Source organism: Variovorax sp. P1_G12, assembly GCF_056405555.1.
In genome coordinates, this window is record NZ_JBFUBW010000021.1 from 47,031 (window position 1) to 63,224 (window position 16,194).

Sequence of the window (16,194 nt, forward strand, 5' to 3'; positions counted from 1 at the left end):
GAGAAGGCAATGACACAAGCAAAGACCGTGATGATCGTAGGCGGCTCCCTGGGGGGACTCCTCGCCGCCAACATCTTGCATCGGGCCGGTTGGGACGTTCACGTGTATGAGCGTGTCGCCGAGGAACTGGAGGGGCGTGGAGCAGGGATCGTCACCCATCCGGAGCTCATGGTGGCACTGGCACAGGCGGGGGTGGTCGTTGATGACTCCATTGGTATTTCCGTCAGCGAACGCGTCACGCTGGCTCGCGATGGTTCAGTGCTCGGCTCGCGATCCATGCCGCAAATCCTCACGGCGTGGGGTCGGCTGTATCACGTGCTTCGAGCCGCATTCCCTGACGAGCGCTATCACAATGGAAAGCAACTGGCATCGTTTTCTCAGGATGAGAAGCAGGTCGTCGCCACCTTTGAGGATGGCTCGGAAGCCCGAGCCTCCCTGATGATCGCTGCCGACGGCGTGCGCTCGTCCGTGCGACAAGCATTGCTGCCGCAAGTCAAGACTCTGTATGCGGGTTACATCGCATGGCGCGGCCTGGTCGACGAGTCGGTCCTGTCGTCTCGGACATTGAAGGAATTGTTTCCCTACTTCGCCTTCGGATTGCCGCCGCGCGAGCAGATGATCGCCTACCCGGTCGCGGGCAAGAACAATTCAGTCACGCCGGGCTCGAGGCGTTTCAACTTCGTCTGGTACCGGCCGGCTGACGAAGGCACGACCTTGAAAGACATGGTGACGGACGACACCGGCAAGGTGTGGCTCGATGGCATTCCGCCGCCGCTCATTCGAGCCAGCGTCCTGGAGCAGGCGCGTCAAGCCGCGCGGGATGTGCTGGCCCCCCAGTTCGCTGAGGTTGTCGAGAAGACAGAGGCGCTCTTTTTCCAGCCGATCTTCGATTTGGAGAGCTCTCAGTTGGCGTTCGGTCGGATCGCGCTGCTTGGTGACTCGGCGTTCGTTGCACGGCCTCACTGCGGGATGGGCGTGACGAAGGCTGCGGGTGACGCCGTGGCCTTGCTCGATGCCTTGAAGCGCCATGACGACGTCCGAACCGCCCTCGAGGCCTACGAACGGCCGCGTCTTGAGTTCGGCGGGTTCATCGTGGAGCATGCGCGTGCACTCGGCGCCTACATGCAGGCACAGTTGCGAACGGAGCACGAGCGACAGATGGCCGAAGCCTACCGGACGCCTGAAGCCATCATGCGGGAGACGGCGGTTGCCCCCGGCGCTCATTGAGCGACGCAGAAGTAGCGCGTGGTCGCTGCGCGAATCTGCAAACCGCATGACAAATCGTCAATACGTCGAGCTTTGCACGCTGCACGATGGACATCGCGATCCATCAACCACCAGCAGGACCGAAAGGAAACCAGGACATGAGCTTCATCACCACCAAAGACGGCACGCAGATCTACTACAAGGACTGGGGCAAGGGCCAGCCGATCGTCTTCTCGCACGGTTGGCCGCTCAGCGCGGACGATTGGGACGGCCAGATGCTGTACTTCCTGCAGCATGGCTACCGTGTCATCGCGCATGACCGTCGCGGCCATGGCCGCTCCAGCCAGACGGCCACCGGCCATGACATGGACCACTACGCCGACGACCTTGCGGCGCTGACCGAAACGCTGAACCTGCAGGACGCCATTCACGTCGGCCACTCGACCGGCGGCGGAGAGGTCGCTCGGTACATCGGCCGCCACGGCAGCAAGCGAGTGGCGAAAGCCGTGCTGATCAGCGCCGTGCCGCCGCTGATGGTGAAGACGCCGGGCAATCCGGGCGGTCTCCCGATCGATGTGTTCGACGGCATTCGCGCGGCGGTCGCATCCAACCGGCCGCAGTTCTACAAGGACCTGACGCTGCCTTTCTACGGCTTCAACCGTCCAGGCGCGAAGATCTCGGAGGGCATCCGTGAACACTGGTGGCTGCAGGGCATGATGGGCTCCATCCAGGCCCACTACGAGGGCGTCAAGGCTTTCTCGGAGACCGACTTCACCGATGACCTGAAGAAGATCGATGTGCCGACCCTGGTCATGCACGGCGATGACGATCAGATCGTGCCCATTGCCGATTCAGGTTTGATGAGCGCCAAGATCGTCAAGAATGCCCAATTGAAGGTCTATCCCGGCTATTCGCACGGGATGTGCGCGACGAACCCCGAACAGATCAATCCCGATCTGCTTGCCTTCTTCAAGGCGTAGGGGGCGAGAACGAAACTCCATGCGCCTGCTCGGTGCCACCTTCGTCTGCGTCGACGCCGACGAGGTGGTGCATTCGATGCTGGCCGTCATGGCCACAGGCGTCGATGTGCGGAAGCTAGCCGCCAGCGTTCCGATTCATCCGACCCTCAGCGAGTTGATTCCGACCCTGCTGCAGCAGTTGAAGCCGCTGTAGGAGAAGGTCGGCAGATCGTGTGCTGCCGACCTCCCCTGGTTACCATCGCCGCATCGCATTTCACCAGACCATGGCAACTCATCATCGCTCCGACTGCGGGTTCGGCCAGCGCCTGGCGCGGCAGTACGGTGTCGACGCCGTCCCGTCGCTCGTTACCACATCGCGCTGCGGCACCGAGCTCGGTGTCGCGCGAATGCACCATGAACTCCCGCATCTCTTCGTGCTGGCACCATTGCCGGCCGAAGACGCGTTCCTGCTGAGCGTCGAGATCACTTCGGGAGGCAGTCGGCGCATCGTCAGGGGCGGTGCTTCCCTCCAGTTGGGCTTGCAGCAAGAGGGAGCGTTCCACATCGCCGATCTGTCGGAGTGCGCCTCCGCCTACGTCTGCAGCCCGTTTCACTCCATGCTGTTTCACATGCCCCGGGCGACCATCGATTCGTTCGCCGAGGAGATGGAGGTGCCGCGCGTCGACATGCTGCGTTGCGATGCCGGCACCGTGGATCCGGTGATTGCAAATCTGGCAAGGGCCATGCTGCCTGCGTTGATGTCCCCAGAGGAATCCAGCACGCTGTTCATCGACCATGTGGCCCTCGCATTGAAGGCCCACGTCATTCATGTCTACGGCGGCGTGCGGCGTGCCGCGCCCCTGCGTTCAAGGGGGCTGGCACCCTGGCAGGAGCGCCGTGCGAAGGCGTTCCTGATGGAGCACCTCGCCGGCGATGTGTCGCTGACCGATCTTGCGCGCGAGTGTGCGCTTTCGCGCAGTCATTTCAGCAAGGCTTTCAAGCAGACCACAGGCCAGGCGCCGCACGCCTGGCTGGTGAGCCAGCGCGTGGATTCGGCGCAGCGCCTGCTCGGCGAGCGCGATCTCTCGATCGCGCAGATCGCCGCGGCCTGCGGCTTTGCCGATCAGAGCCACTTGACGCGTGTGTTCGTGGCGCGCACGGGCACATCGCCGGCCCGCTGGCGTCGCAGCCGGACCTGATCCGGGCACGGCGCCGCGGGATCACGGCATCCAGACCGAGCGCGGCAGCAGTGCAGGGACGAGCGGCCTGTTCAGCTGCTTCGCCCACCATTGAAGGGCCCGGCCGTCGGCGCCCGTCTTCCAGGCCAGCCAGAAGGCTTCGGGCGGACGAGGCTCCTCGGTGGGAAGTTCCACCAGCGTGCCGCGCGCCAGCTCGCCCTGGATGCAGGCTCTGGGCAGGAATCCGTGCCCCAGGCCCGCCGCCTGGCAGGCGATCTTCGCCGCCATCGACGGCACCGTGATGCGTTGCTGGCCTGCGAGCAGGCCGATGGTGCGGTCCGACAGCGTGCGGGCGCTGTCGCCGACCACGATGGCGTTGTGCCCCAGCAGGTCGCCGCGTTGAAGCGGGCGATCCAGCCGGGTCAGCGGATGCGTCGGTGCCACGCAGAACACGAATTCGAGACTGCCCACGGTGACCGCCTGGTAGCCGCCGCCGGCCGGCCCTTCGCCCGCGGCGATGACGACATCGGCGCGCCCCTCGCGCAACGCCTCCCAGCTTCCCGTCAGTGCCTCGCAGCCGATGCGCAGCCGCGTCCCGCAACGCAGCGCTTCGAAGGCTCGGACGTCGTCGATGAGCGCCTGCGTCGGGATCAGCGAATCGTGCACGAGCCGCAGCTCCGACTCGAAGCCCGTGGCGATCTGCCGCATGCGGGATTCCAGGTCGCTCGCGGCGTCGAGCAGCCAGCGCCCTTCCTTGAGCATCTCCTCGCCCGCGGCGGTGAGAGACACGCGCGGTCCGTTGCGCTCGAACAGCAGCATGCCGAGCTGCTCCTCCAGCTTGCCCACGGCGTACGAGATGGTGGAGGGCACCTTGTGCAGGTGGGTGGCGGCGGCGGTGAAGGAGCCATGGCGCGCGATGGCGTCCACGACCTCGATGGCTTCCAGGCTGAGTTTGAGCACCTGCGGGTCCTTGCAGCTGAATGATCGAAAAAATCGATTGTAAGTAGCGAAAAGTTTCGCCAGCAGGCCTCATCGGACAAGAGAAGATCCGGCCCTGCCTTGGAAATTCTCTTCGAGGTCCATTGTGAATTCAATCGAATTCATTAAATAAATGAGGAATGAATCATGTTGGAAGTTCGCAGCGCCAACGACCGGGGAATCGCAGACTTCGGCTGGCTGAAGTCGCGCCATACCTTCTCTTTCGGTCACTACCACGATCCAGCACAAGAAGGCTTTTCGGACCTGCTGGTGATCAATGACGACCGCGTGCATGCAGGTCGCGGCTTCGACACGCACCCGCACCGCGACATGGAGATTTTCTCGTACGTGCTCGACGGCGCGCTCGAGCACAAGGACTCGATGGGCACGGGTTCGATCATCCGTCCCGGGGACGTGCAGATGATGAGCGCCGGCACCGGCGTGCGGCACAGCGAGTTCAATTCGTCGTCCTCGGACCCGTTGCATTTCCTGCAGATCTGGATCCTGCCGAATGCCAAGGGTGTTGCGCCGCGGTATCAGCAAGTGCACTTCGCGCCGGCAGAAAAGCGCGGACGGCTGCGCCTGATCATTTCGCCCGATGGCACCGATCGCTCGCTCGCCGTGCATCAGGATGTGCGCGTCTACGCGGGCCTGTTCGATGGTCAAGAAGCCGCCTCGCTGGCGCTCGGCCCCGACCGCTATGCCTACGTTCACGTGGCGCGCGGCAGCGTCGAGGTCAATGGCAAACGCCTGTCCGAGGGCGACGGCGCACGCGTGCGCGACGAGCAGCGGCTTGACCTGGCGCACGGCGACGGCGCCGAGCTGCTGGTATTCGACCTGCGGCCGAATGAACTGCCCTCGTTCTGAAGGCATCCGCAGCCTTCCGAAACGCCGAATATCCAAAAGATCCTCACTAATCGACAAGACATGAATCCGTGCCGAAACGAGGATTCACATCGAACGTCACCCCTCTGTTTCCCTTCGCAACCAGGAGTCCTCCCATGACCATCAAAGCCACCCCGACCCCCGGCGCCCTGCTTCTCACGCCCAAGGACCACACCCTGATCATGATCGACTTCCAGTCGCAGATGGCCTTTGCGACGCATTCGATCGACGCCGTCAACCTGCGCAACAACGCGGCTCTGGTCGCGCACGCGGCTGCCGGTTTCGGGGCCTCCACCATCCTGACGACGGTGGCCGAGAAGAGCTTCTCGGGCCCGATGTTCGACGAGATCAAGGCGGCCTTCCCCGAGCAGAAGATGCTGGACCGCACCTCCATGAACACTTGGGAAGACGCTGCCGTGATCCAGGAAGTCAACCGGATCGGCAAGAGCCGCCTGGTGATGTGCGGCCTGTGGACCGGCGTGTGCATCGTCGGCCCGGCGCTGTCGGCACTGGACCAGGGCTTCGAGGTCTACGTGATCTCCGACGCCTGCGGTGACGTCTCGCCCGAGGCGCACGATCGCGCCATGGACCGCATGGTGCAAGCCGGTGCACGGCCGATGACCTCGGTGCAGTACCTGCTCGAGCTGCAGCGCGACTGGGCCCGCACCGAAACCTACGAAATGACGACGGGTATCGCCAGGAAGTTCGCCGGTGCGTATGGCCTGGGCATCACCTACGCCAAGACCATGTTCGGCGCTCACGAAGGCTGAGCGGGGCATGCGATGAAGCCGTACGTCGTATCACTCGCGCTCGGCGTGCTGGTCGGTGTCATCTACGCGCTCTTCAGCGTGCGTTCGCCGGCGCCGCCGATCATCGCGCTCGTCGGCTTGCTGGGCATCCTCGCTGGCGAACAGTTGCCGCCGCTGGCCAAGCGGCTGTTCGATCGAGGCCCGGCGGCCACCTCGTGGTTGCACGAGCAGGTGAAGCCGCACATGTTCGGCGAACTGCCGCAGTGCGCGAAACCGAAGCTCGCCGCGTCCGAGCCGGACCGCGCCGGGGTACACGACGCATGACCGCCGACTTCGATCTTCGGCGCCGCCGGCACTTTCTCGGCGCGCTGGGCGCCGCTCTCGCTGCGCCCAGCCTCGCGCAGCAACGCTCTTCAAGGACACCCGACGTGGTCGATTCCCAAGCCCCGGAACTCATCTTGCATCATGGCCGCTTCACGACGTTGGACCGCGCCCATCCGATCGCCAGCGCGGTCGCCATCAAGGACGGCCGCTTCATCCATGTGGGTCGCGACGAGGACATCCTGCCCCTGGCCGGAGGCCACACTCGGGTCATCAACCTGCTGGGAAAGCCGGCGCTGCCCGGTCTCATCGACAACCACCTGCACATCATCCGCGGCGGGCTCAACTACAACCTCGAGCTGCGCTGGGACGGCGTGCGGAGCCTCGCCGATGCGATGGACATGCTCAAGCGCCAGGTGGCCGTCACGCCGGCCCCCCAGTGGGTGCGCGTGGTGGGCGGCTTCACCGAACACCAGTTCGCGGAAAAGCGCCTGCCGACCATCGCCGAGCTGAACGCCGTGGCGCCCGACACGCCGGTGTTTCTGCTGCACTTGTACGACCGCGCGCTGCTCAACGGCGCCGCCCTGCGCGCCGTGGGCTACACGAAGGACACGCCCGCACCACCCGGCGGCGAAATCACCCGCGACTCCAATGGCAACCCCACCGGCCTGCTGCTGGCCAAGCCCAACGCGGCGATCCTCTATGCCACCCTCGCCAAGGGGCCGAAGCTGCCGGTCGAGTACCAGCTCAACTCCACGCGACACTTCATGCGCGAGCTCAACCGCCTGGGCGTGACGGGCGCTATCGACGCTGGCGGCGGCTTCCAGAACTACCCCGAGGACTATCAGGTCATCCAGCGGCTCGCCGATGCCGGCCAGCTCACCATCCGCCTGGCCTACAACCTGTTCACCCAGAAGGCCAAGCAGGAGAAGCAGGACTTCCTGAACTGGACGGCGAGCTCGAAGTACAAGCAGGGCGACGACTACTTCCGTCACAACGGCGCGGGCGAGATGCTGGTGTTCTCGGCCGCCGACTTCGAGGACTTCCGCCAGCCGCGCCCCGACATGGCGCCGGAGATGGAGGGCGAGCTGGAGGAAGTGGTGCGCATCCTGGCTCAGAACCGCTGGCCCTGGCGCATGCATGCCACCTACGACGAGACCATCATCCGCGCGCTCGATGTCTTCGAGAAGGTGAACGAAGACATCCCGCTGGCGGGCCTGAACTGGTTCTTCGATCATGCCGAGACCATCTCGGAGAAGTCGATCGACCGCATCGCCGGGCTGGGCGGCGGCGTGGCGGTGCAGCACCGCATGGCCTACCAGGGCGAGTACTTCGTCGAACGCTACGGGGCCGCGGCGGCCGAGGCGACGCCGCCGGTCAAGCGGATGCTGGAGAAGGGCGTGAAGGTCTCCGCGGGCACCGATGGGACCCGCGTGGCCTCCTACAACCCGTGGGTATCGCTGTCGTGGCTGGTCACCGGCATGACCGTGGGCGGCCTGCAGATCACGCCGCAGCGCAATTTGCTCGACCGCGAGGCAGCGCTGCGCATGTGGACCGAGAAGGTCACCTGGTTCTCCAACGAGGAGGGCAGAAAGGGGCAGATCGCGGTAGGCCAGTTCGCCGACCTGATCGTGCCGGACCGCGACTTCTTCGCGTGCCCCGAATCGGACATCGCGGACACCACCTCCTTGCTCACCCTGGTCGGTGGCAAGGTGGTCTATGGGGCCGGCCCCTTCGCGTCGCAGGACGACAGCGTGCCGCCGCCGGCCATGCCCGATTGGTCGCCGGTTCGCACATTCGGCGGCTACGCCGGTTGGGGCGACAAGGACGGACGGCCGCTGCAAACGACACTGCGCCGCATGGCGGCGGACTGCGCCTGCGCGAACAACTGCAACGTGCACGGCCACCAGCACGCCACGGCCTGGAGCAGCAAGCTGCCCATTGCCGACCTCAAGAGCTTCTGGGGCGCGCTCGGTTGCGCGTGCTGGGCGGTCTGATGCGCTGGCAACCCGGACCGGCCTTGCGCTGGATCACCTTGCTGCTGCTGTGCGCCGCCTATCTGCAGGGCGGCTTCAACAAGGCGGTGGACTTCGGATCGGCGATCGCCGAGATGAACCACTTCGGCCTGTCGCCGGCCGCACCATGGGCCATGGCGGTCATCGTGCTGGAACTGGGTGCCTCGGCGCTCATCCTTGCGGGCTACTACCGTTGGCTGGGTGCGCTGGCGCTGGCCGGCTTCACGTTGCTCGCCACTTTCGTTGCATTGCGCTTCTGGGAGATGCCGCAACCCGGGCGATTCGCGGCGGCCAACTCGTTCTTCGAGCACCTCGGCCTGGTCGGCGGATTTCTGCTGGTCGCCTGGCATGACCTGCAGGAGCGCGCGCGTGGCTGAGTCCGCTCGAGGCGGCTTCGCGCCGCTGCGCCAGCCCGTGTTCGCCGTGCTGTGGGCGGCCACGGTGCTGGGAAACATCGGCAGCTTCATGCGCGATGTGGCGAGTTCGTGGCTGGTGACGGACCTGTCCGCCAGTCCGACCGCCGTCGCGCTGATCCAGACGGCGGCGACGCTGCCGGTCTTCCTGCTCGCCATCCCGGCCGGGGTGCTCTCCGACGTCCTCGACCGCCGGCGATTCCTGATCGCTGTGCAACTCCTTCTGGCCAGCGTCAGCTGCACGCTGCTGGTGCTGTCGCGCACAGGCGCGCTGACCGTCGAGTACCTGATTGCGCTGACCTTTGCCGGTGGCATCGGCGCAGCGCTGATGGGGCCGACCTGGCAGTCGATCGTGCCGGAGCTCGTGCCGCGCGCCGACCTGAAGAATGCGGTGGCGCTGAATTCGCTCGGCATCAACATCGCGCGCTCGATCGGCCCGGCGGCGGGCGGGCTGGTTCTGGCGAGCTTCGGCGCTGCGGTCACCTACGGAGCCGATGTGCTGAGCTATGCGTTCGTGATCGCTGCGCTGCTGTGGTGGAAGCGCCCCGCAGTGGCCGACACCGGCCTGTCGGAAAACTTTCTCGGCGCCTTCCGCGCCGGACTTCGCTACACACGCGCCAGCAAGGAACTGCATGTGGTGCTGCTGCGCGCGGCCGTGTTCTTCCTGTTCGCCAGTTCGGTCTGGGCCTTGCTGCCGCTGGTGGCGCGCCAGATGCTCGGCGGCACGGCCGGCTTCTACGGCGTCCTGCTGGGCGCCGTGGGCGCGGGCGCCATTGCCGGCGCCCTGGTCATGCCGCGCCTGCGCCAACGCCTCGACGCGGACGGAATGGTCCTGCTGGCTTCCGTGCTCGTTGCCGCCGTCATGGCCAGTCTGGTGTTCGCACCGCCGAAGTGGCTGGCCGTGCTGTTGCTGATGCTGCTGGGCCTGGGCTGGATCGTCGCGCTGACCACGCTCAACGGCGTGGCGCAGGCCATCCTGCCGAACTGGGTGCGCGGGCGGGGGCTGGCGGTCTATCTGACCGTCTTCAACGGTGCCATGGCAGCCGGGAGCCTGGGCTGGGGCTTGATCGCGCAGCAGATCGGCGTGCCGGCCACGCTGGTGGCGGGTGCCGTCGGGCTGCTGGTCGTTGGCGTTGCCTTTCACAGGATCCGCCTGCCTGCGGGCGAGTCCGATCTGCAGGCGTCGAACCACTGGCCCGAACCGCTGCTCGCCGAGCCCGTCGCGCACGACCGCGGGCCGGTGATGATCCAGGTCGAGTACCGCATCCGCAAGGACGATCGTCCTGCGTTCCTGGGGGCGATGAAGCGCCTGTCCCTGGAGCGCCGCCGCGACGGTGCCTACGCCTGGGGCCTCCACGAGCACACGGCGGACCCTGAGCGGGTCATGGAGTGGTTCCTCGTCGAATCGTGGGCGGAACATCTGCGTCAGCACCACCGCGTGTCCAACGCCGATGCAGACCTGCAAGGCGAAGCGATTCGCTTCCACATCGGGCCCGAAAGGCCTGCGGTGCACCACTTTCTCGCCCTCTAGCCCCGTCCACTCCTGAAGGAAAAACCATGGCCGATTCGAAGACCCTCAAGAAACGACGCCTCGCGCCGCTCCACACCCCGAACGATCTGACCGCGGACGCGATACGCGATGTCTCTGCGGGGCTGAATGTCCTGCTGGCGGACACTCTCGCGCTCTACTTCAAGACGAAGAACTTCCACTGGCACATGTCGGGCCCGTCGTTTCGCGACTATCACCTGTTGCTGGACGAGCAGGCCGACCAGATATTCGCCACGGTCGATCCCATCGCCGAACGCGTCCGCAAACTTGGCGGGACCACGCTGCGTTCGACGGGCCATGCCTCGCGACTGCAACGTCTCTCGGACAACGACGCGGACTTTGTGACGCCGATCGGAATGCTGGCCGAGCTGCGCGAAGACAATCAGCGCCTCGCCGGCTTCATGCGTGCGACGCACTCGCTGTGCGATGAGCATGGCGACGTCGCCACCGCGAGCGTCCTGGAAAACTGGATCGACGAAGCCGAGCGCCGCACCTGGTTTCTCTTCGAATCCGTGCGACAGGACTGACGACCGGACCGGTCAAGCGACCAACGCATCTGCAAATCTCTCGCGATGATTCTTCCTGCTTCATTTTCCGAGGGTGCCTTCGGCGATCGCCTGGGACGGTATTTCGAGTTGCCGTCAGCGCCTGCGCTTGTCATGCGGCCTTCATTGAACGTGCCGTTTGCGGTGACACGCATCACCTGCACGTCCGATCAGCTCGGCATGAAGCTGGAGATTCCAGCGCAGGACGCCTTCGTCGTGACGCTGCACCTCGTCGGGATGCGCCACCATGAACTCTGGGTGCGCGGCCGGCCCGCGGTGGTTCGCAGCTACTCGCGCGGTGCCATCAGCATCGTCGATTTGCGCGACGAGGTGGCCAGCTACCTGGGCAGCCCGCTGGATGTGCTCCAGTTCTACGTTCCGCATGCGCTGATCGGCGCGGTGGCGGACGCCTCTGGCGTCGACCGCGTCGGCGAGCTTTCGTGCCTGCCGGGTTTGATCGATCCGGTGATGGGGCATCTGGGCGCGGCGATCCTTCCCTTGATCGGCAACCCGCGATTCGCCAGTTCGACCATGCTCAGGCACCTGGCCCTGGCAATCTGCGCCCACCTGGTCCGTCGGTTCGGCAAGAATACCGAGGCCGGCGTGCCGACGACTGGCGCCTCACCCTGTTCACCCCATCGGCTTGCCCCCGACCATGTGACGTTGCCGCAGGCGGCCTGGCGCCGGCGGCATCTGCACTGAAGAACCATGACCAACTCTTCTTCCATTTCGGTTCGCGACAATCCCTCGAAGCATCGTTTCGAGGCCGAGTCTCAGGGCGAAGTCGCGGTGGCGATCTACGCGTTGACGGGCGAGGTCATCACTTTCATCCACACCATCGTTCCGGATGCCTTGCGAGGCCACGGCGTCGCGACGCAACTGGTGCTGGCGGGGCTGGCCTCCGCGCGCGAACGCGGCCTTCGGGTCATTCCGAAGTGCCCCGTCTTCGCTGCCTACATGCGAGGACATCCCGAGACGCACGACCTGCTGGCCGATGAAGGCCGGACGCTTCTCGGCATCTGAAAGGCGGCGTTCATGGTCACCGAGGATCGTCACCCCGAATTGCGGACCGCGACACTGGACGAAATCGTCGGGCGCGAACCACCACGGCCGGACACCGTCACCGCCGTCATCCAGCAGACCGTCAAGCCGGAGGCCATTGCGCAATACGAGCAATGGCTGAGGAAAGTGATGCCGATCGCCGCCCGATTTCCCGGGCATCGCGGTGTCAACGTCATCCATCCGGCAGCAGGGACCCTGCAATACACGATCACCATTCGTTTCGATTCGCTGGCGCATGCGCAAGACTGGTTCGCGTCCGACGCCCGCCGGCAACTGATCGATGAGGCTGCCGCATTCCTCGACGCCGACGAACGGGTGGAAACGCGCAGTGGCCTGGAATTCTGGTTCAGGCCGCCGGCGGGGCAGAAGCCAGCCAAGCGCTACAAGCAATTCCTGCTGACGCTGTCGGTGATCTACCCCTTGACCATGCTGGTCCCGGCCATGTTGAGCCGGCTGTTCGATCTTGTGCGCCCGACGTCGAACTACTTCGGCGAGCACTTCATCGCATCGGCGGTGATCGTTGCCCTGATGGTGTACGTCATCATGCCGAGATACACGCGGCTGATGGCGCGCTGGCTTTACAAGTAGTGCGCCTGGCCCTTCAGCGGGCAACGACGGCCGGTCCTGCCGACTCGCCCTCACGCGTGCTGTGTTGAAGAACGACGGCGCACGCGGCCAACACGGGTGGAATCACGAAGCACCAGACATCCAGCCACATGTAGGTGAGCGCGGCAGCTGCGCAGCCTGCTGCGAACACGGCGACGCTGGCCGACATTCGCAGAAGCCGGGCGCGTGCGGGGTCGGCGTCTTGCGATGGCAGCCCTCGCAGCATGTCGGCGAGGTCGATCATGATCTGGGTGGTTGTGCCGGTCATCAGGGTGGTCGGTGGGGCGCTCGCCAGATGAATCCGGTGTGCGGCGTTCTGGATGGCCATTGCCGACACCAGCGCCATCCCCGTGAGCATCGCGAGCCCGCTGTCGCCGTCGCTGAAAGGACCGAAACGCACGGCGATGGCAGCGCCTGCGGCGAGCAGCAGTGTCTTGAAGACCAGCATCGTTCGCAAGACCGGCAGGCCGAAGTCGGGCAGTCTGTAGCTCAGCGCTCGCGTCAGGATGACCACGGCGCAGAACACCGGCAGGGCCAGGAGCTTGGTCAGCGCACCCGAAGTGCCGTGCACCAGCGCCGCGCCAATGGTGACGAAGTTCCCTGTGACATGGGCGGTGAACAGGCCCTGGAGCGCCAGAAATCCGGCGGTGTCCACAAAGCCCCCGTTGAGGCTCATGAGCAAAGGAAGAGACGGTTTTATGGGAGCGCCTTCGTGTGATGGGGCGCGCTTTTGCGCGCAGGGCTTCATGATGCGCCTTGGGCGTTTTCGGTCTTGTCGGGTTGTCAGCCTCCTTGCACATTCGGACGCTGCCATGGCCCGATGTTCAACCCGGGCGACTCTTGTTCAAGACAAACGAGCCGGGGCGGTCCAATATCGCCCCCAGATTTTCGACTCGAGAGTTCGCCCATGCCAACAGAAAGCAGGCCGCCCACGCTGACCACGGCCGGCGGTGCGCCGGTCGCGGACAGCCAGCACTCGATCACCGCCGGTCCTCGCGGACCGATCCTGATCCAGGACTACCAAATGGTCGAAAAACTGGCCTATCTGGCGCGCGAGCGCATCCCGGAGAGGGTGCTCCATGCAAAGGGCGCCGCCGCCTTCGGCACGCTGCACATCACGGGCGATCTTTCGCGCCACACCAGGGCCCGGGTTCTTCAGCCCGGCCAGCGCACGCCGGTGCTCGTCCGCTTCTCCGGGCTGACCGGCGAGCGAGGCTCCGCCGACGCGGAGCGCGACGTGCGCGGCTTCGCTCTCAAGGCCTATACGGAAGAGGGAAACTGGGATTTGATCGGCAGCAATCTGCCTGTGGCTTGCATTCGCGACCCGCAGAAGTTTCCTGATCTGGTTCGGGCCTTGAAGCGCCATCCGGTCAGCCACTTGAGATCACCGACGGCGATCTGGGACTTCTGGTCGCTTTCGCCCGAAAGCATGCACCAGATCGTCATGCTGTTCTCCGATCGCGGCCTGCCGTGGAGCTTTCGCCACATGCACGGCTATGGCGTGCACGCCTTCGGCCTCATCAATGCGTCCAACGAACGGGTGTGGGTCAAATTCCACTTCAAGACGCAGCAGGGCATCCGCCATCTGACGGACCCCGAGGCCCGCGAGGTGATCGCCAACGATCGGGAAAGCGCGCAACGCGATCTGTTCGAAGCGATCGAGCGCGCTGAGCATCCGCGCTGGTCACTGAAGGTGCAAGTGATGACCGAAGAGCAAGCGGCCGGGATGCCGTTCAACCCGTTCGACGCGACGAAAGTCTGGTCGCAACAGGAATTTCCGCTCATGGAACTCGGCACGCTGGAACTCGATGCCAACCCGGACAACTACTTCGCGCAAGTGGAGCAAGCGGCATTCAACCCGGCCAACATCGTGCCCGGGATCTGTTTCTCGCCCGACAAGATGCTGCAGGGGCGGCTGCTCGCCTACGCGGATGCGCAGCGCTACCGGATCGGCACGCACCACGGGGCGCTGCCCGTGAATCATCCCAGGGTCCCCGTGCACACCTATCACGCAGATGGCGCGATGCGTCTGGACGTTCCGGCCCGGACCGACGCCTACTATGAACCTAATTCATTTGGCGGGCCGCGTCCCGACCGCCAGCACGCGGAGCCGGCGCTGCCGCTGAGCGGGGACGCGAAGCGATTCGACGATCGTCAGGGACTCGGCGACTATGCGCAGGCGGCCGCCATGTACCGGGGCATGGACCATGGCCAGCGGCAGCGGCTGTTCGAGAACATCGCAGCGGCAATGACCCCTGTGCCCGAAGCCATTCAGCGGCGCCAGATCGCACACTTCCGGCTCGTCGACGACTCGTTGGGACAGGGCGTCGCGGCGCAACTTGGGATCTGACTGCACGGCCGGGTAAGCCTGGCGACAGGCAGGGCATTCAAAGTCGCCGAATTCGACGATGGTCACCGTGGCCGAGCTCGGTCCGAGGATGTGCTCGGTGGCTGGATCGGGCGTGTGAGAAGCGGATTCGGGTGTGGCAACGCGCTCATTGAAGCCTCTTGCAAGGAGATTTGACGGCGACGAAAAACATCGCCGGCTGCGACGATACCCAACTCCATGAGGGCGTTATGTACGGTTTGTGCTGCATTTGGAACCCTTGTCGACCGCATCGGCGCGCACGATGCTTGCGTCATCACATTCGTTCAACAAACCGCACAAGACTCCTATCCGCCGTTCGGCGTCGAGCAGCCAATCGGGTGTTCAGTATCTTCAACTCCTGTTCCGCGAATTCATCTGCATCGAAAGCAGATGCTTCCAGCCAATGAATGCCCCTCCATCCTTGCTCGATCTTTCGGCGGCTCCGAAGGACACGCTGGGTTGCGTGTCCAACCAGCTTCAAAGAGATCAGGAGCTCTCGGTGGGCGGCATCAAGGTCTATCGCAAGACGACCGACGGTAGCCAGCTTCACTACGTGGAAACGCCGGCCACCGGACGCGGCGTCCTCGTCGGGATTTCGCTGCGCGATGGCCACCGGAGACGAATTCTTCACGAGCACCATGCTTCAAGCCATGACTTCGACTCGGGTTCCATCTACATCCGTGATTTCACCGATCGCTATCGCGCCGATCTGAAGAGTTCCTTCGACTTTGTGCTGCTCGAGGTTTCGCATACCGCGATCGAGCGCGCGATCGAGGAAAGGAGCGGCGTCCGCGTCAGCGGGCTCGCACCCGTCACGGGCGTCAAGGACGAAGTGCTCGCCAACCTCGCCCGGGCGTTGACGCCGGCGCTGGACCGGCCTGCCGAAGCGAGCATGTTGTTCGTCGAACAGATGAGCATCGCCATGGAGACCTACCTGCTCGAAAAGTACGGTGGCGCCCCTACGGCAGACCCCAGGAGGAAGCGGCTTCTTTCTCGTTCACAAGAGGCGCGGGCGAAGGAAATGCTGCGCAGCAAGATCGACGCCAGCATGTCGATCGCCGAGATTGCGGGCGCATGCGATCTTTCGCGCAGCTATTTCATCCATGCTTTTCGCGAGACCACAGGCCAGACGCCGCATCAGTGGTTGATCGCCCAACGGCTGGAGCGTGCACGCACGCTCCTGATGGAATTTGAGCGCCCGCTCGCCGACGTCGCCGCGGCGTGCGGCTTTGCTGATCAAAGTCACTTCACGCGCGTCTTTACCCAGTCCACTGGCACGCCGCCTGGCAATTGGCGCCGCAGGATGCAAGTCGGCAGCTGAGCCTCGGGGCTCGTTGCGCCACACAAATGGAGAAACCAG

General features: G+C 64.8%; 18 protein-coding genes and 1 pseudogene. 16 read left to right on the plus strand and 3 right to left on the minus strand.

What is annotated here, in order from left to right:
* The first annotated feature begins 9 nt into the window (after positions 1-9).
* The 4 genes from AC1D2O_RS22860 (at position 10) to AC1D2O_RS22875 (ending at position 3,364) form a co-directional block, all read left to right on the plus strand.
* Positions 10-1,227 (plus strand): FAD binding domain-containing protein, encoded by a 1,218-nt coding sequence (locus AC1D2O_RS22860; RefSeq protein ID WP_478157951.1) that lies wholly within the window; start codon positions 10-12, stop codon positions 1,225-1,227.
* A gap of 137 nt (positions 1,228-1,364) precedes the next feature.
* The gene (locus AC1D2O_RS22865) at positions 1,365-2,186 is read left to right on the plus strand and encodes an alpha/beta fold hydrolase (RefSeq protein WP_478090453.1); all 822 of its coding nucleotides are present in this window, start codon (positions 1,365-1,367) and stop codon (positions 2,184-2,186) included.
* A gap of 19 nt (positions 2,187-2,205) precedes the next feature.
* A complete protein-coding gene (locus tag AC1D2O_RS22870) occupies positions 2,206-2,379 on the plus strand; it encodes a hypothetical protein (RefSeq protein ID WP_478090454.1) in 174 nt (57 codons plus the stop codon).
* 19 nt (positions 2,380-2,398) lie between these two features.
* Positions 2,399-3,364 carry a helix-turn-helix domain-containing protein gene (locus AC1D2O_RS22875; RefSeq protein WP_478157952.1) on the plus strand — a complete coding sequence of 322 codons (966 nt, stop codon included), beginning with the start codon at positions 2,399-2,401 and terminating at the stop codon, positions 3,362-3,364.
* A gap of 21 nt (positions 3,365-3,385) precedes the next feature.
* On the opposite strand, the gene AC1D2O_RS22880 is transcribed toward AC1D2O_RS22875, so the two are convergent.
* Entirely contained in the window at positions 3,386-4,303 is a 918-nt protein-coding gene (locus AC1D2O_RS22880; RefSeq protein ID WP_478090456.1) for a LysR family transcriptional regulator, read from the minus strand.
* 165 nt (positions 4,304-4,468) lie between these two features.
* Here AC1D2O_RS22880 and AC1D2O_RS22885 point away from each other — a divergent pair, with 165 nt between their 5' ends.
* From AC1D2O_RS22885 to AC1D2O_RS22930, 10 genes are all read left to right on the plus strand, one after another.
* Entirely contained in the window at positions 4,469-5,188 is a 720-nt protein-coding gene (locus tag AC1D2O_RS22885; protein WP_478090457.1) for a pirin family protein, read from the plus strand.
* A gap of 134 nt (positions 5,189-5,322) precedes the next feature.
* Positions 5,323-5,976, plus strand: coding sequence for a hydrolase (locus AC1D2O_RS22890; RefSeq protein WP_478090458.1), 654 nt, complete (start codon positions 5,323-5,325; stop codon positions 5,974-5,976).
* 12 nt (positions 5,977-5,988) lie between these two features.
* Entirely contained in the window at positions 5,989-6,279 is a 291-nt protein-coding gene (locus AC1D2O_RS22895; RefSeq protein WP_478090459.1) for a XapX domain-containing protein, read from the plus strand.
* Complete coding sequence (locus AC1D2O_RS22900) at positions 6,276-8,273, plus strand: amidohydrolase (RefSeq protein WP_478090460.1); 1,998 nt, start codon at positions 6,276-6,278, stop codon at positions 8,271-8,273. The genes AC1D2O_RS22895 and AC1D2O_RS22900 overlap by 4 nt, the downstream gene beginning before the upstream one ends.
* On the plus strand, positions 8,273-8,668 hold the full coding sequence (locus tag AC1D2O_RS22905; protein ID WP_478090461.1) for a DoxX family protein: 396 nt from the start codon (positions 8,273-8,275) through the stop codon (positions 8,666-8,668). Before AC1D2O_RS22900 ends, AC1D2O_RS22905 begins: the two co-directional genes overlap by 1 nt.
* Positions 8,640-10,235, plus strand: a complete 1,596-nt coding sequence (locus AC1D2O_RS22910) for an MFS transporter (protein WP_478157953.1) — start codon at positions 8,640-8,642, stop codon at positions 10,233-10,235. Before AC1D2O_RS22905 ends, AC1D2O_RS22910 begins: the two co-directional genes overlap by 29 nt.
* A gap of 26 nt (positions 10,236-10,261) precedes the next feature.
* On the plus strand, positions 10,262-10,780 hold the full coding sequence (locus AC1D2O_RS22915; RefSeq protein ID WP_478090463.1) for a Dps family protein: 519 nt from the start codon (positions 10,262-10,264) through the stop codon (positions 10,778-10,780).
* A gap of 45 nt (positions 10,781-10,825) precedes the next feature.
* Complete coding sequence (locus AC1D2O_RS22920; RefSeq protein WP_478090464.1) at positions 10,826-11,500, plus strand: AraC family transcriptional regulator; 675 nt, start codon at positions 10,826-10,828, stop codon at positions 11,498-11,500.
* Between the two features lie 6 nt (positions 11,501-11,506).
* On the plus strand, positions 11,507-11,821 hold the full coding sequence (locus AC1D2O_RS22925) for a GNAT family N-acetyltransferase (RefSeq protein WP_478157954.1): 315 nt from the start codon (positions 11,507-11,509) through the stop codon (positions 11,819-11,821).
* A 12-nt stretch (positions 11,822-11,833) separates the two neighbouring features.
* On the plus strand, positions 11,834-12,448 hold the full coding sequence (locus AC1D2O_RS22930; RefSeq protein ID WP_478094783.1) for an antibiotic biosynthesis monooxygenase: 615 nt from the start codon (positions 11,834-11,836) through the stop codon (positions 12,446-12,448).
* Between the two features lie 13 nt (positions 12,449-12,461).
* Here AC1D2O_RS22930 and AC1D2O_RS22935 read toward each other — a convergent pair whose 3' ends face one another.
* Positions 12,462-13,166, minus strand: coding sequence for a YoaK family protein (locus tag AC1D2O_RS22935; protein WP_478094787.1), 705 nt, complete (start codon positions 13,164-13,166; stop codon positions 12,462-12,464).
* Positions 13,167-13,373: 207 nt separating this feature from the next.
* On the opposite strand from AC1D2O_RS22935, the gene AC1D2O_RS22940 reads away from it, so the two are divergent.
* Positions 13,374-14,816, plus strand: coding sequence for a catalase (locus AC1D2O_RS22940; protein ID WP_478157955.1), 1,443 nt, complete (start codon positions 13,374-13,376; stop codon positions 14,814-14,816).
* Between the two features lie 15 nt (positions 14,817-14,831).
* Here the strand turns inward: AC1D2O_RS22940 and AC1D2O_RS22945 are convergent.
* A pseudogene (locus tag AC1D2O_RS22945) lies at positions 14,832-14,906 on the minus strand (thioredoxin domain-containing protein); the annotation flags it as partial.
* Between the two features lie 166 nt (positions 14,907-15,072).
* On the opposite strand from AC1D2O_RS22945, the gene AC1D2O_RS22950 reads away from it, so the two are divergent.
* Entirely contained in the window at positions 15,073-16,155 is a 1,083-nt protein-coding gene (locus AC1D2O_RS22950) for a helix-turn-helix domain-containing protein (RefSeq protein ID WP_478089691.1), read from the plus strand.
* Positions 16,156-16,194 lie beyond the last annotated feature (39 nt).